The 15,515-nt window shown below is 60.1% G+C and carries 14 protein-coding genes; 8 read left to right on the forward strand and 6 right to left on the reverse strand.

From position 1 onward, the window contains the following. Positions 1–102 precede the first annotated feature (102 nt). Entirely contained in the window at positions 103–1,797 is a 1,695-nt protein-coding gene (locus tag HUU46_13115; GenBank protein NUM54579.1) for a PAS domain-containing protein, read from the forward strand. Next, the gene (locus tag HUU46_13120; protein NUM54580.1) at positions 1,794–2,240 is read left to right on the forward strand and encodes a response regulator; all 447 of its coding nucleotides are present in this window, start codon (positions 1,794–1,796) and stop codon (positions 2,238–2,240) included. The genes HUU46_13115 and HUU46_13120 overlap by 4 nt, the downstream gene beginning before the upstream one ends. An 11-nt stretch (positions 2,241–2,251) precedes the next feature. Here HUU46_13120 and HUU46_13125 read toward each other — a convergent pair whose 3' ends face one another. The 3 genes from HUU46_13125 to HUU46_13135 all read right to left on the reverse strand — a co-directional run bounded on the left by HUU46_13125 (position 2,252) and on the right by HUU46_13135 (position 5,617). Further along, positions 2,252–3,397 carry a response regulator gene (locus HUU46_13125; protein NUM54581.1) on the reverse strand — a complete coding sequence of 382 codons (1,146 nt, stop codon included), beginning with the start codon at positions 3,395–3,397 and terminating at the stop codon, positions 2,252–2,254. A 22-nt stretch (positions 3,398–3,419) separates the two neighbouring features. Then, the gene (locus HUU46_13130; GenBank protein NUM54582.1) at positions 3,420–4,151 is read right to left on the reverse strand and encodes a metallophosphoesterase family protein; all 732 of its coding nucleotides are present in this window, start codon (positions 4,149–4,151) and stop codon (positions 3,420–3,422) included. A 182-nt stretch (positions 4,152–4,333) separates the two neighbouring features. Beyond that, positions 4,334–5,617 carry a Gfo/Idh/MocA family oxidoreductase gene (locus tag HUU46_13135; GenBank protein ID NUM54583.1) on the reverse strand — a complete coding sequence of 428 codons (1,284 nt, stop codon included), beginning with the start codon at positions 5,615–5,617 and terminating at the stop codon, positions 4,334–4,336. A gap of 110 nt (positions 5,618–5,727) precedes the next feature. Between HUU46_13135 and pepF the strand changes: the two genes are divergently transcribed. The 4 genes from pepF to HUU46_13155 all read left to right on the forward strand — a co-directional run bounded on the left by pepF (position 5,728) and on the right by HUU46_13155 (position 9,748). Further along, complete coding sequence (gene pepF / locus HUU46_13140) at positions 5,728–7,533, forward strand: oligoendopeptidase F (protein NUM54584.1); 1,806 nt, start codon at positions 5,728–5,730, stop codon at positions 7,531–7,533. 154 nt (positions 7,534–7,687) lie between these two features. Further along, positions 7,688–8,596 (forward strand): hypothetical protein, encoded by a 909-nt coding sequence (locus HUU46_13145; protein NUM54585.1) that lies wholly within the window; start codon positions 7,688–7,690, stop codon positions 8,594–8,596. Between the two features lie 88 nt (positions 8,597–8,684). Continuing rightward, positions 8,685–9,578, forward strand: coding sequence for a hypothetical protein (locus HUU46_13150; GenBank protein ID NUM54586.1), 894 nt, complete (start codon positions 8,685–8,687; stop codon positions 9,576–9,578). Continuing rightward, positions 9,578–9,748 carry a hypothetical protein gene (locus HUU46_13155; GenBank protein NUM54587.1) on the forward strand — a complete coding sequence of 57 codons (171 nt, stop codon included), beginning with the start codon at positions 9,578–9,580 and terminating at the stop codon, positions 9,746–9,748. Before HUU46_13150 ends, HUU46_13155 begins: the two co-directional genes overlap by 1 nt. A gap of 28 nt (positions 9,749–9,776) precedes the next feature. On the opposite strand, the gene HUU46_13160 is transcribed toward HUU46_13155, so the two are convergent. The 3 genes from HUU46_13160 to HUU46_13170 all read right to left on the reverse strand — a co-directional run bounded on the left by HUU46_13160 (position 9,777) and on the right by HUU46_13170 (position 11,859). After that, positions 9,777–10,151 (reverse strand): peptide chain release factor-like protein, encoded by a 375-nt coding sequence (locus HUU46_13160; GenBank protein NUM54588.1) that lies wholly within the window; start codon positions 10,149–10,151, stop codon positions 9,777–9,779. 132 nt (positions 10,152–10,283) lie between these two features. Then, positions 10,284–10,475 (reverse strand): hypothetical protein, encoded by a 192-nt coding sequence (locus HUU46_13165; GenBank protein NUM54589.1) that lies wholly within the window; start codon positions 10,473–10,475, stop codon positions 10,284–10,286. A 97-nt stretch (positions 10,476–10,572) separates the two neighbouring features. Continuing rightward, positions 10,573–11,859: a hypothetical protein gene (locus HUU46_13170; GenBank protein ID NUM54590.1), complete on the reverse strand. Its 1,287-nt coding sequence runs from the start codon at positions 11,857–11,859 to the stop codon at positions 10,573–10,575. 157 nt (positions 11,860–12,016) lie between these two features. Between HUU46_13170 and HUU46_13175 the strand changes: the two genes are divergently transcribed. Further along, entirely contained in the window at positions 12,017–14,740 is a 2,724-nt protein-coding gene (locus HUU46_13175; protein ID NUM54591.1) for a DUF5060 domain-containing protein, read from the forward strand. A 119-nt stretch (positions 14,741–14,859) separates the two neighbouring features. Next, on the forward strand, positions 14,860–15,456 hold the full coding sequence (locus tag HUU46_13180) for a hypothetical protein (GenBank protein ID NUM54592.1): 597 nt from the start codon (positions 14,860–14,862) through the stop codon (positions 15,454–15,456). Positions 15,457–15,515: the final 59 nt, after the last annotated feature.

Here is a 15,515-nt window from a genome sequence, read left to right on the forward strand (position 1 = left end):
CGGACCAAGCTTACAATGGGGTGTGCCCGTGATGGCGCCACTCGCCAAGAATCGGTTGCCCGTGCGTAAATTCCCGGATAGCGGGTGGGTGCAGGTCGTACCGTGAATGCCCCCCGGAATTCGAATGCTCCTGAATCGTCCGGCCGTCAACGGAACGGTTTCACCGAACTGATTTCAGAAGTAGCCTCCAGCCTGGTGGACGTGCGCCAGGAAACCTTCGACGTCGTTCTGGAAGACGTATTGCGCCGGATTGGCCAGTTCGTCGATTGCGACTTTGTATACATATGCGAATACACGCCGTCGAACGAGTTGCCTGCGTTGACCCATACGTGGGTCCGCGACGAAGCCGCCGGGTTTCGCCTCCATACGAATGACTTTGCCGCGGCCCATACCGTTGCGTGGACGAACGCGGTCAGACAGTCCGGTTGTCTTGCCTTCGACTCCGAACGGGGCGCGCCCGGCGACCTGCGCCGGGAACGGGCCTTGCTCGGCGCCGTGGGCGTGCACGCGCTGCTGGAAGTACCGTTGGGCGTGAAAGGCAGGTACCTGGGCGCGCTGGGGCTGCTGGCGGTTCGCGCGGGCCATGTCTGGAACGACGACCAACGCACGCTGCTCAAGGTCATGGGACATCTGGTAACAAGCGCGCTGCACCACGAACGCATCGAGGAGGCCTTGTCGAACGAGCGCCAACTGTTGCGCACGGTGATAGACAACCTCCCCGACTACATTTTCGCAAAAGACACGAAGAGTCGATTCATCTTGAACAACTCGTCGCACCTGAGACTCCTCAAGGCCAGCGTGCAGGAAGAGGTATACGGCAAGACCGACTACGACATTTTCCCGGCGGAACTCGCCGATCAGTACTACCGCGACGAGCAGCATGTCATCGAAACTGGCCAATCGCTGGTGAATCGCGAAGAATCGGTCTTGACCGAAGAAGGAACCCAGCGATGGCTCTTGACGACGAAGGTCGCGTGGCGCGATAGCGAAGGCCGCCCGCAGGGCATTGTGGGCATGAGCCGCGACATTACAGTCCGGAAAGAGATGGCGGAAGAGATCGAGAAGCACGCCAAGCTGCTCGAACAAACCAATGCGGAGCTACAGGCGCGCAATCAGGAATTGGACGAGTTCACGTACATCGCCAGTCACGACCTGCAGGAGCCTTTGCGAAAGCAGGTGGCGTTCAGCGACGCGCTCCGGGAGGACCTTGCGGAGGGTAACCTCGACGAAGTCGAACGGGACCTCGCGACGATCACCTCCGCGGCCAAGCGTATGCAGACACTCGTGCGCGACCTGCTCATGCTTTCCCGATCCGGCCGTCAGACGATGGATTGGGAAGTGGTTGACCTTAACGAATGCGTTGCGCTGGCGCTGGACGCATTGCAGTTTCGAATCGAACAGGAGCAAGCCGTCATAGTACAAACCACCCTGCCCTCCGTCCGTGTGGACAAGACGCTCATGGCTCAGTTGTATCAAAATCTCATTGGCAACGCGATCAAGTTCCACGGTTCGTCGGCGCCACGCGTCCGGCTCACCGTCGAATCCACGCATGAGCAGTACATCCTCGGTATCGCGGACAACGGAATCGGAATCAAGGCGGAGTACGGGGAGCAAATTTTCGCGCCGTTCAAGCGGCTTCATGGCCGCCACGAATACGAGGGCACTGGCATAGGACTGGCCATCTGCCGTAAGATTGTGGAACGCCATGGGGGTAGAATCTGGGTGGAATCCGCTCCCGGCCAGGGATCGCATTTCAAGTTCACTCTGCCCATTCGCCCGGGAGAGACGGCCATATGAAACGGGACGATTCACGGTCCGCCGTGATTCTGCTCGTCGAGGACGACCCCGACGATCAGGAGTTGACGAAGCGTGCGTTCCGGACGAGTAAACTGCGAAATCGCCTGCACATTGTGAACGATGGCGAGGCGGCGCTGAATTACCTGTATCGGAGAGGCGAGTACGCCGAAGCGCGCAAGGCGCCCCGTCCGGACTTGATTCTCCTCGACCTCAACATGCCCAAAGTCGATGGCCGCGCGGTGCTCAGCCAAATCAAAATCGATCCCGAGCTTCGCCAGATTCCCGTGGTAGTGCTTACGACTTCGTCGTCCGAAGAAGATGTCATTCGCAGCTACGAACTCGGAGTAAACTCGTACGTGCCCAAACCGGTCCACATGGACGGGTTCGTCAAGGCGATTCAGCAGTTGGAGCACTACTGGTTCGAGCTCGTCATTCTGCCGTAGTTGCTGCGGCGTTACGATACGGGCAACGAGAAGCAGATCGTTGTGCCGACGTCCCCGCCCGAATCCGCCCACAGCCGGCCACCGTGATATTCCACGATCTTGCGGCATAGCGGAAGTCCGATACCCGGACTCTGCGCGTTGGCCGAATCGTCTCCGCGTTCGAACATCACGACAATCTCGTCGAAATCCTCTTCCGCGATCCCCACGCCGTTGTCCCGTACCTGGCACAGCCAAACGTCGCCCTTCTGCGTGGCGCGAACCTGTATCTCCAGCGGCCGCTCCGACCGATACTTGAAGGCGTTGTCCAACAGGTTTTCGAAAAGCCCCATCAGCAGGCGCGCGTCGCCCTTTACCACGGGCAACTCCCCAATATCGACCTTCGCCGCCAGCCTCTTGATATGATGCTCGAGCCTGCTGCACGCCTCGCGGCATATTTCCGCCAGGTCCAGATCGTCGAACGGCGCGCGCTGCTTGCGGGTCAGCGAGTATTCAAGAACGAGCGTCACAAGGAGGTCCAGATTGCGCACGTCCAGCATTGTCCCGTGCATCATTTCCCGAAGCGCTCCAAGCGCCACGCCCGGTTCCTCGCTGTTCGCCGCATGCTCCATGGCGCTCACGTGTTTGAGGACCCTGCGCAAGGGTTCTTGAAGATCGCCGGCGACGACTTCCGCAAACTGCTCCAACTCGAGATTGCTGCGATGAAGTTCCGCGGTCCGCTCCCGCACGCGGCGCTCCAATTCTTCGTTGGCCTTGCGAAGCGCCTCGCGAACACGGTGGTTCTCGATCGCATACCGGATCGACCGCTCGAGCAATTCCGCGGTCAGACCGGATTTTTCGAGGTAATCGAACGCCCCGAGTTCCATCGCCTGGATATCGACCTCGACGTTGCCCTGGCCCGTGAGCAGAATGACCGGATGTTGATAGCCCACCGCGCGCATGGCCCGGAGCAGGCCAATGCCGGTGTGTTCGCCAAGGTGGTAATCGAGCAGGCAGATATCGTGCTCGCGGTTGAGCGCGTCGGCAAGCGCCTGTTCGTAGGACGAAATCCAACTAACTTCGTAGGTAGCGGCGTCCGCCTTTCGCAAATATCGCGAGACAACGCGGTATTCCTCCTCGTCATCGTCGATGACAAGGACCTTATACGTGGGCAGTGACATACATGGCCCTCCGAACTACCGGTTACCTGCCCCTGGCGAGCCGGTGCGCCAACTGCGGCGGTAGCCCGGCCTCCAAGGTCTTCGCCATCGTTTTCTCTACATCGTAGGTGACGCGGCGGAATTCAAACACCCGTTTCTCCGTGTCGTAAAGCCCGAATGCCGCGCGGGAATCGCGGTCCCGCGGTTGGCCCACCGAGCCCGGATTGATGAAGTACCGGTTCTGTGGATTCAAGACAAACGAGCCGTGGTGGTCGGGCCTCGGTTCGATTCCTCTATCGCCGAAGATGCTCGGCCGGTGGCTGTGGCCGAAGAAGCAGACGCGCACTTGCGCGGACAACAGGTACTCGACGTAGCGCATGGAATCGAGCCAGTCCAAGATGTAGTCGTCTCGATTCCCCGGGGCGCCGTGAACGGCCAGGATGTCGCAGTTCACGCGAATCTCTCCCGCAGCGGACTTCAGCCACGATAGGTGTTCCCGTTTCAGGTTTGCCCGTTGCCACAAGATGGCCGATTGCGCGTTTTCGTTGAAAAACCAGGGCTCGTCCAGCCCGCACACGGCGGCATCGTGATTGCCCAGAACTATCGGGATTTCGCGCTCGCGGAGGAGTTCGATCACTTCGTTGGGATTGGAGTAGTAGCCGATCACGTCCCCCAGACAGACGATCTTCTCCGGCCCTATCTCGTCGAGTCTATTTAGCACGGCGCACGTGGCTTCGAGATTGGCATGGAGATCGGCGATGATACCCAGCAACATGTGGCGTTCTGCGGTCCAATTTGAGCAGCCCGCCGCAAGTACTCCTCACGGCGCCGGGCTGCTCCCCCAAGCATCGGCACGACACCCTATTCTAGGCGAACACACCCCGAAATGCACGGTTTCAGCCGGACGCTCTGAACGAATTGCCGCGCGTCAGCGTTACGATTGCGGTCAGCGGCCCGTCACAACACCCACGGCGAACGGTAGTCGCGCGCAAGGAGCTTCGAGGCAGCCCTGTCGTGCACGATTCGTTCGGACGTACTGTCCCACGCGATCGTGCGTCCGGTGCGATACGCGATGTTGGCGAGGTGACCGTAGATGGTCGAGCGATGCCCAGCCTCCGCGTCGCAGCGGGGTTGCCGGCGCGACCGCACGCAGTCGAAAAAGTCGCGATGGTGTGCTTCGTAATTGTTCCCCTCCGCGTCTTCCTTATAGAACGGCTTGCGCGACGACCGGTCTTCCTCGCGGAAGATGCGATAGCCGGCGCGGTTGATCTGCAGCGTCGCTTTGTCGCCGAAGAATTCGATGCCGTGATCCATGTCGTCGTGCGGCCGCCAGCCATTCGCGTGACGCATGGAATAGGTGAGCGTGTAGCCAGGGCAATCAAATATGGCTTCCATCGTGTCCGGCGTCTCGCGCGCGTCGCTTAACACAAACTTTCCGCCCGCGGCCGCCACCGACGATATCTCGTGCCCCATCGCCCACTGCACGACGTCAAACAGGTGCACGCCCCAACCGGAGGTCATACCGCCGGAGTAATCCCAGAAGAAGTACCAGGTGCCGTGAAACCGGGCCGGATTGAAAGGACATTCGGGAGCGGGCCCCAACCACATATCGTAATCCACTCCCGCGGGCACGGGCGCGTCAGCGGGACGGCCTATGTCGCCGAACATCTCGCGCGGGTGCCAGGCATTCCAGGCGTGAACCATCGACACCTTTCCCAAGTCGCCAATTCGAATGCGTTCGACGGCGTGCTGCCAGTGCCCGCCCGAGCGTTGTTGAAGTCCCACCTGGCAGATGCGCCGATGTTTGCTCGCGCTCTCGGACACGATCCGGCCTTCGCGAATGTTGTGACCGAGCGGCTTCTCCGTGTAAACGTCCTTGCCCGCTTCGAACGCGCGGCACGCGATGATCGGGTGCCAATGTTCGGGTGTGGCGATGAGAACTGCGTCAACGTCCTTTCGATCGAGCACGCGGCGGAAGTCCGTATACATTCCGGGCGAATTGCCCGCGGTCTCCGCTGCGCGGCGTTGGTGCGCCTCGTCCACGTCACACACGGCTACGATATTGATGTCGTCCAGCTTGCTGCACATGCGAACATGGCCTGTCCCCATGCCGCCTACGCCGATAAACGCCAGGTTGATCCGTTCGTTCGCGCCGTGTGCCTGGGCCGGCGCGAGCGCCGCGGCAGCCAACCCCGTCGTCGCCCGCAGCATGGCCCTGCGCGAGATTTGTGTGTTTGGCATGATGCCCCCCTCTAAACGATGTTGTCCTTTACTCATGATACTCCTTCTTGCCCGCCATCGAGATTTCTTCCTATACTGCGCGCAACCATTCTTCATCGAGGAGTCATCGAATGCCTGCTACGAAACGCGTGCCCGCGCGCGCAGAAGTGAAAGTCGAAGATACATGGGACTTGGAACCGTTGTTTCGGAACGATGCAGCGTGGCAAGCGGGATACAAAAGGCTCGAGAAGATGATTCCGGGCTTCGAGAAGTTCCGCGGCAAGCTGGGCACTTCGGCGAAGGTACTGCGCGCATGCTACGAATTCGAGACCGAGTTCGAAAAGCTTTCCGAGCGCGTGGCCTCCTATGCGCACCTGAAATCTTCGGAGGACGTGAGCAACAGCACGTACCAGGGCATGGTCGCGCAATATACATGGCTCGCGACTCGCGCTGGCGAGGCAGCCAGCTACATCGCGCCGGAAATCCAGGCCATCCCCGAAAAGAAGATTAAGGCGTTCCTGCAGAACCCTGTACTGAAGGACTACCGCTTTTCCCTCGAGAAGCTGCTGCGCTACCGTCCGCACATCCTCTCGGAGAAGGAGGAACGCCTGCTCGCCATGCAGGGCGAAGTCGCGGGCACCGCGAGCAAAGTGTTCGGCCAACTTAATGACGCCGACCTGAAGTTTGGCACGGTCACGGACGAGAAGGGCCGAAGCGTTGAACTGACCCACGGGTCTTTCCGGAGCCTGCTCGAGTCGCCAAAACGCAGCGTGCGCAAGGAGGCGTTTCACAAGTTTTACAGGAGTTACGAGGAACACGCGAACACGATCGCCGCGACGCTGAGCGGGTCCGTGCTTCAGGACGTCTATTATGCGCGGGCGCGCAGCTACCCCTCCGCGCGGGAAGGATCCCTATTTCACGACAAAATTCCCGTCGCCGTATACGACAGCCTGATCAAGGCGGTCCACGACAACCTGAAAACAGTCCACCGCTATCTTGACGTGCGCAAGAAAGCGCTCAAACTGAAGGAATTGCGCGTTTACGATACCTACGTGCCGATTGTCGAGCAGGGACGCGTAAACATTCCGTGGGACAAAGCGGTCAAGACCGTTTGCGATGCGCTCGAGCCGTTGGGCAGCGGTTACGTCAATGTCCTCGGGGCGGGGTTGAACGGAGGACGTTGGGCGGACCGTTACGAGAACAAGGGGAAACGCAGTGGGGCGTTCTCTTCGGGCGGGTATATCGGACCGCCCTATATTCTGATGAACTACCGCCCGGACACGATTGACAGCATGTTCACGCTCGCGCACGAAGCGGGCCACTCGATGCACACGTACTTCAGCGCGAAACACCAGCCGTTCCAATATTACGGTTACACAATTTTCGTGGCCGAAGTCGCGTCCACGTTTAACGAACAGTTGTTGAATAAGTACCTTCTCGATCGGGCAAAGGACAGGAAGTCCCGCGCGTTTCTAATCAACAAGGAAATCGACGAAATCCGCGGCACGCTGGTACGCCAGACTATGTTCGCGGAGTTCGAGAAAGTGCTTCACGCGATCGCCGAGGCGGGCGAGCCATTGACGCTCGATCGTATTCGACTCGAATACCGCAAACTGCTCGATCGCTATTTCGGACCACGCTTCACCATTGACGACGAGCTATCGCTCGAAGGTCTGCGCATTCCGCATTTCTATCACGCCTTCTACGTGTACAAGTACGCAACGGGCATTTCGGCCGCGATCGCGCTGTCGCAACGCGTCCTGAACGGCGGTCCGAAGGAACGCGACCAATACCTCAACTTCCTGAAGAGCGGCGGATCGAAATTCCCCCTCGATCTGCTGCGTGACGCCGGCGTGGACATGGAGCGCCCAGAACCGGTGGCCACCGCCATGAAGCGGTTCGCGACGCTCGTGGATGAACTGGAGGAACTGGTGTAGCCCATAACGTCATCCGCGGCCCAACGTGAAGCGTTACTTTTTGCAGGGCTGAATTGACGTCCGGAAAAGCGTAGGACTTGCTGTGGACACGGGAAACAGGAAGTCGAGGTTGCTGGCGCCCCTACGGGCGATTGCATGCTATAGTACTCGCCGTATGTCACGAATCGCGCTAACACTCGTGGCGATCTCCGCCGGATTGGCGATTTCCGGTTGCCTGCCAACCAAAACGCCGGCCCGGGCGGAGTCCGTTTCGTCCGCGGCAGTTGCCGGCCCCGCGCCCGCAATCAGTACTGTCACCGCCTCGGCGGGCGACACGCCACCAACGGCCCCTTCCGCGGCGCCAGGCAACACTTCGGTGGACCCGCTCGACCAGTTAAAGTCGCAGTTGAACGAGATTGCCTCGGAGCGTGTCGAGTCCGCACCGATTGACGTGCCCGTGCCGGACGTAAGTGACGCGCCGCCCCCGCAGGACCAACACGAGGACGATGTTCAGGAACTGCGCATCGAGGTGCAGGACCTTCGACGCGACGTGGCGCGTTTGCAGGAAACTGTCGACGCCGCGCTTGCGTACCTTGTCGGTGAACTGGGCGACGAGAACCGGCGCCTGAAGAAAGACCTCGCGACACAAGCTGAATTGGATCGGGGAATCGATGATGCCGCCGCACCGCCGGTCCCCGAGATACCGGCGGCAATCCCCGCGCCGGCGGTTGACTACGGCGAACGCGGCTACCTCGCCGTGAAGGAATGGGGCCGAACGCCTGATCAGGCCAAGGAACTCGAAGGCAATGTTACCTCGCTGCGCGGGATGATCTGCGCGGTCAGGCCGGGCGCCACCGACGAGGAATTGAAAACTGTCGGGAAGCGGCTGCGAGACGAATGCGCCGGGTTCGATAACATCAACATCGAGGTATTCGACGACGAAGCGGCGGCCCGTGACTACGCCGAACGCAACGTGCGGTCCAGTGCGCACTTCGTCATGCGCATCACACGGCACAAGGCATCGGCTCAGGACGTAACGGTGTTGGTGCGGGACAACGGCTCGCGGGAAGTCGTGGTCGAGTAGAGCGGGTTACAATCGTGCGGCGAGATAGGATTCAAAGGCCTCCCGACCCTCCATTGACAGCTATTTGTTGCCCTGATACGCTGCGCGCATGCGATTGGTACCGCTACTGGCCCTTGCGCTCGCGCTGAATGCCGGCGCGGAAAACCTGCTGAAGAATCCCAGCTTTGAAGTGGTGAGCGACGGTTCTCCCGCGGCCTGGAGCGTCTTTGTCCAGCCCAAACAAGGCGCGTCGTCTTTCTACGATCAGCGTGTGGCGAAAGACGGAAGCGCATCGGTGAAGCTGTCTATCGATTCGCCGTATATCGAGGACCCCGCGAACAACTGGAGCCAGAACGTCCTCGCGGACGTGCGCGGCAAGCGCCTGCATCTGAACGGCATGGTCAAGACGGAAAACGCGACCGAGGCCGCGGTCTGGGTGCAGTGTTATTCGAGAAACCCGTTGCGGCTCGTGCTGCAGGAGTCGACCGCATCGAGCGGCCTTCTGACCGGGACGCATGACTGGACGCCGGTGGAACTAAGCTTGGTCGCGCCAATCGATACGGATTTCGTGGTCGTCCGGTGCGTACTGCGCTTTCGCGGTACAGCGTGGTTCGACGCGTTGTCGCTCGAAGCGGAGACGGCGCAAATCAAATCGCCTGCGGCGCCCGCGGCGAAGATGCCGACACCGCCATCGATGCCGGCCGTACCTGAGACCATTCCCGCTCCGCCCGCAACTTCCACGGTGCGACCCGCGCCGTCTGACGAGATAATGCGGGCGCACGAGGAACTGCGGAAGGCGAACTGGCAGTTGCGTCAATCGAACGCAGCAATGACGGAACAGCTCGAAGAACTGCGCGGTCAAATCGACGATCTGAAACGGCAAATTGGCGAAACGGCGGCTGCCGCCAAGCAATTGCAGGAAGGCCAACCGAAACGGGTCGAGCGCGAGACGCCCGTCGTGGTCCCCCCTCCCCCGCTCGTACCGAATGAGGACGCGCCGTGATGAGCATCGTCATGCCGGTGACCATCGCGCTGGTCATGGCGATCGTTGCGGGAGCCGTGGTGTGGCTGGTGTGGAGCGTGATTGAGAATCTCATGGCCAAACGGACGCCTGCGCGCGGCTCCCCGACCACAACGCCCGCCACCGAATCCGACACACCCAAGCCAAGCTAATTCAAAACAGGCCCAACCCCAGGCGCGCTCAGCGGCTTTCTTCACCGCCGCCTGGTTGTACGACGGCCCGCCTGCGCCGGCGATCTTTCTGTTTGCGCAGTTTCGCGGTGCGTTTGGCTTCTGGGCTCGCACCGCCAAGTTGTTTTATTTCAATGAGTTCGCAAAGGCGGCGGCGCGCAAAGAACCGGTTCAGGGCCTGCGAGCGTTCCTTCGTCATCTTCACTTCGAGGCCGGTCGGACGGTGCGTGAGTAGAACGCCGGTCTGCGTCTTGTTTACGTGCTGGCCTCCGGGGCCGCTGGCCTTAACGAACTGCTCCACGAGGTCGGCCTCGCGCAGGCCGCAGGATTCCATACGCCGCAGGAGTTCGATTTCCTTTTGTTGCGATACGCCAAACTTGGACATAGGCGCAGGGTAGCACGGTGGACAATGTGGACGGAATGGAGGACCGCGCGATAGCGGAACCGCCTGCAAAAAGCAAAAAACGGCCGGTCATCCGTGGCCGGCCGTTCGCGCCAAGCTCGCTAATGTGCGGTGTTACGCCGCGACGTCCAAGTTCTGGCCAATTTCCGAGTTGGCCACGAGGGACTGGATCAGCGTGAGCGCTGCCGTCCCGATGTCGCGCGCGACCTGCACTTCCTTCTTCAGGGCCGCCGCCTGATACGCAATCGCCAATTCCGTGCCGCTTGCCAAGGGCGTTCCCGAAGTAACTCCTGTTATTCCAGCCATATGGACCTCCGTATCCGAAGCTGGTCTACCCCTTCCGGGCATCTCTTCGTACCGTTTATCGGCATTTGGCCCGGAAAACTTTAGCGGGCCGGGATGGCTACGATTTCGCACCCGTTGGACGGGGCGATTCCTCGACGAGCTTCAGGCTCTCGTCGATGAGGATCGGTCCGGTCTGTTCGCCGAGGGACGTACGCGTGACGTAGTTGTACCGCTCGAAGCTGTTGAAGTCCTCCTTGGTGAGGATGTACCCAAAGGCGTCGTTGGTCAGGCCGAACAGGAAGTTCTGCTCACCATACATTTTGCGCTTCAGGTAGAACCCGATGTTAGGCAGCGCCTCGCCGGGGATGGTGAGAATCTGCGCCGTGCCAAAGTTCACGAGATTGAGCGTCGTCGAGATCGTCCCGTCGGAGTTCAACGACGCTTTCATCGGGGAGTAGGCGACAATGAACTTCATGTTGTCAGACTCGATCGGAAACGAAATGCGCTTGGCCGCGCAGTAGAGCATCGGGTCCTCTTGGACCGGCGCATCTTTCACAATGCGGAGCGCCTCATCCGCAAGCAGGTTGCCAATGCGCACACACTCGTCCCAGGTCTGGACGTCCTTTCCATCTTCTCCGCGGCAGTCGGCAGTGACCATGCCGCCCTGCGCGCTGTTCATGAAGATGGCCATACCGCCGCCCTGTGCGGCGATGCGATCGTGGAGCGGCCCAATCACGTCCGGACTGCAGATGCCCTGGTTCGGCCCGATCACTTCCGGGTGGATCGCGTAGTTCACCAGCGTGGCAATGGCCTTGCCGTCAGCGCCGAGGAACTGCATGACGTTGCAGCGCCGGTCGTAGAGTTTCGGCGCGTAGTAGTTGTAGGCGATCCGCTCGGCCGCCTCGGCTTGTGCAATCTTTACGGATGCCGGCGCGAGCTTGCCGTTCGCTTCGTTGATGCATTTGGCGACTAAAGAGCAGGACTTTTCAATGTACTTCAGATCGGCCAGCGTCTCGCCTTTTTCGTTAATGGGAAACGCATACATGTCCGGCGCGCTATGAACGTGCGTCGAACCGATGATGATGTTCTCCGGCTTGATGCCTTTGACCTGCTCGCGCACCTTATTTCCGACGGTGCTCGAGAACCCGAGGTACGGCACGCTAACGATAGCGACCTTCGTGCCGCTGTTTTCGATCACGAGCGCGCGCGCTTCGAGTTCTCCCTGCTTCTTGGTCGCCGCGGGCGGACGTTCGCCGGGGTCCGGCACTCCGCCGGACACCGGCAGCAGGGGATCGGGGGTTACGTTGATTGACGCGATGCCGACCTTGAGTTCGGCACGCGCGGAAACGGCGGGCGCCACGCATATCGCAAGCGCCATCACGCACAAAAGCATTCGTTTGGTCATCGTCCAGTACCTTAACGTTGCGCCCGTTGGGGCATGAAAGCCGCAGAGATACGGATCATGTCAGGAAGCTCAATGGGAATACAAACTCTTCGGGGAACCCTTTCACGGTGCGTGGTATTATCCGATAAATGCATTCCACCATAGGGGTTTTAATTCGATGATTTCACGGATTTCGCGTTTGCTGTGTTCTGTTGTGGTGGCGGCACATTGTTGCGGCGTCTGCTATGGCGAGAATGTGTTCCCGGGCAAAACGTGGGAGTCTCGCGATCCGCGGTCGCTGGGAGTTGACGGGGCAGCGTTGAACACGATTGCGGAGGAGCTTGGTGGGCGCGGGTGCGTGGTGAAAGACGGTTTCGTCGTGAAGACGTGGGGCGATCAGACGGAGGTTCGGGATTGGGCGTCGTCCGCGAAGCCGGTGTTGAGCACCCTGCTCTTTTTCGCGATCGAAGAAGGACAGGTGAAAGACGTCGATCAGCGCATCGCAGATTTCGGGTGGCCGCTTTCGGAAAAAGACGAGACGATGACGTTTCGGCATCTCGGCGCGATGATGGGCGGATACGCGCGGCCGGAAGCGCCGGGCGCTGCGTGGGCGTACAACGATTTTGCGATCCAGCTTTATCAGAAGACGCTATTCGACAAGGTGTTCAAGGCCGACGCAAAGACCGTTGCCGACAATCCCAGGCGGCTCGGGGCGTTGCAGTTCGAAGATGGGTTGCAATGGAGCGATCGCGCGCGGCTGTCGGCATCTGTGCGGGACTTCGCGCGAATCGATTGGCTGTGGTTGAACAAGGGACGCTGGGGGGACAAACAGCTCTTGCCGCGGCGCTACTTCGACGAGTACTGCGCGCCGCAGACGCCGAAAGACCTCGCGTTGTCTTCCGACGCGGAGACGAACGATTACTTGCAGATTGGAACTTATGGGGGCGGCTCGAACCATTTCAGCGATGCAGGGCCGGGCGCGTATGGGTTTAACTGGTGGTTCAACGAAACGGGCGGCACGCACCCCCAGACGCGCATGTGGCCGGACGCGCCGGCGGACATGTTTATGTCGATCGGCGCACGCGGGAATTCGAGTGCCGTGATTCCGAGTCTGAACGCGGTGCTCGTGTGCGCTGAGGGCGATTGGCAGGACAACAGCGCGGGCAACCGCAATTCAAAACAGAACCGCATACTGGGACGATTCGCGCGAGCGGTCGGGTACAAGCCGGCCGAAATTTCGCACCACGCAAAGTGGCAACCGTACACGGTCTCGGTTGCAGGACCGTCCACTAGCGAAGGTGCGGACCCGAATCCGTTCACGGACTTTCGCATGACGGTGACGTTTACGCATGGCGGCAAACAGGTGGTTGTGCCCGGCTATTTCGCGGCGGACGGCAACGCAGTGGAAACGAGCGCGGACGCGGGCGACGTGTGGCGCGCGCACTTCATGCCGGACGAAGAAGGCGAGTGGACCTACCGCGTGTCGTTCCGCAAAGGCCCGAACGTCGCGACCGCTGACGACCCGAACACCGGTGAAGCGTGTCCGCCGGACGGCGAAACGGGCTCGTTCAGAGTCGGACCGGCGGACCCGCTCGCGCCGGGATTCTATTCGGCGGGAGCGCTGCAGTACGTCGGCAAGCGGTACCTGCGTTTCGCGGAATCGAAGAAATGGTATCTGAAAGGCGGCGCGGACAGTCCGGAGAATTTTCTGGCGTTCGCCGATTTCGATCAGACGAAACCTACGCACAGGTACGAACCGCACGCGCGCGACTTTCGCGAGGGCGATCCGACGTGGCAAGGCGGTAAGGGAAAGAACATCGTCGGCGCGCTCAATTATCTCGCGAGCAAGGGCATGAATTCGGTTTACTTTCTAACGATGAACGTGAAGGGCGACGGTAAAGACGTCTGGCCGTGGACGAGCGAGTCCGAACGGTTCCGATTCGATTGCAGCAAGCTCGACCAGTGGGAGACCGTATTCCGGCACATGGACCGTCTCGGGCTTATGCTGCACGTCGTGTTTCAAGAGCAGGAGAACGATCAACTGCTCGACGGCGGCGAACTGGGCCCGGAACGCAGATTGTACTTTCGCGAAATCGTTGCGCGATTCGCCCACCATCCCGCCGTGGTGTGGAACATTGGCGAAGAAAACACGAATACGGAGGAACAGCGCCGCGCGTTTTTCGCGCACATACGCGACCTCGACCCCTACGACCACCCGATCGTAATTCACACGTTCCCGAGCCAGCGCGACGAGGTGTACACGCCATTGCTGGGCGAGAAGAACCTGGACGGCCCATCGCTGCAGTTTGGGAAGGCCGAACAGACCTATAAGGAGACGATAAAGTGGGTAGAACGATCGGCGGATGCAGGCAAGCCCTGGTTCGTGTGCAACGACGAGATCGGGCCCGCGGACACGGGCGTGAAACCGGACGCAGACGATCCGGATCATGACGACGTGCGCAAGCACGCCCTGTGGGGAAACCTGATGGCGGGCGGGTCCGGCGCGGAGTGGTTGTTCGGATACAAGTACGCGCACAACGACATCACGTGCGAAGACTGGCGGTCCCGCGACATCATGTGGGACCAGACTCGCTACGCATTGGAGTTTTTCGCGAGGTTGCCGTTCTCTCAAATGGAACCTGCAAACGACGTGGTAAGCGGCGGCAACGCGTGGTGCCTCGCGAAACCGGGCGAGGCCTACGCAATCTATGCGTGGCCCGCAACGGGGCTTTCGGTGACACTGCCAAAGGGTGCGTACCGCGTACGATGGTTCAATCCGCGCGCGGGCGGCGAGCCGAAAAACGGTGTGGACATCGCCGGCGGATCGGCACAGTCGATTGGTAATCCGCCGGAGGATGCGGAGAAGGATTGGGCGGTGATCATCAAGCGAAAGACAAAATGAAGAAGGGATGCAAACGTAGATTTCTTGGCTGCTGCGCTGTATCAGCCGTTCTATCAGTCGTCCTCGTGATTATCTCTATCCCACTTGTCCGGCAGTGGCAACGGGAGGTTGCCAAAAAAGTGGGCGGTCCTCACGCGATACAGCTTGCGCAACAAGAATTGCGCGAAGTCGCCCCCGAAGTACAGTTGGAAAGTCATACATGCGGGCTGCACACCCTCCGCACAATCTATTCCGCTTTCGGTTTGAATCCAGACTTAGAGAACCTGCGGTTTCGGCTCGGCGTCGACCGTACTGCCAACCCGCTCGATCCGGAATCAATTGGGACGCTTCAGCCGGATATATTGCGCGTACTGGTCCAAGACGGATTCTCCTACGAACGCGTGTATCTGTCGATTCCTGACGCCGCGGACGAAATCACTTCAAGCATGAAAGACAACAAGATGGCGGCTGCGCTCATTCGCCGGCGGCAAAATGGGAACCTGCACTGGGTCGCACTGCGATACGAATCTGATTCGAGCGTGCGCGTATTGGATTCGCTCGAAAAGGAGCCGTATGTCGAGCCTGCGCAAGCGTTCGTGGATGACTGTCTGCTTTCGTGCATTGTAGTATCGCCGTCCCATAACCCTCCGGGTGAAGACACGGATATCGAATGGGCGCACTTGGAAGGTTCGTGGGGTGGGCGTGCTCCCCTAAAAGTAGACCAGTTGGAATGTTAGGATCTCCGGGCATGAAGGAGGTCCGAGATGAAGAAGAAGCGGTTTACGGAAGAGCAGAT

This window comes from Candidatus Hydrogenedentota bacterium (assembly GCA_013359265.1).
In the GTDB taxonomy this organism is placed as follows: domain Bacteria; phylum Hydrogenedentota; class Hydrogenedentia; order Hydrogenedentales; family SLHB01; genus JABWCD01.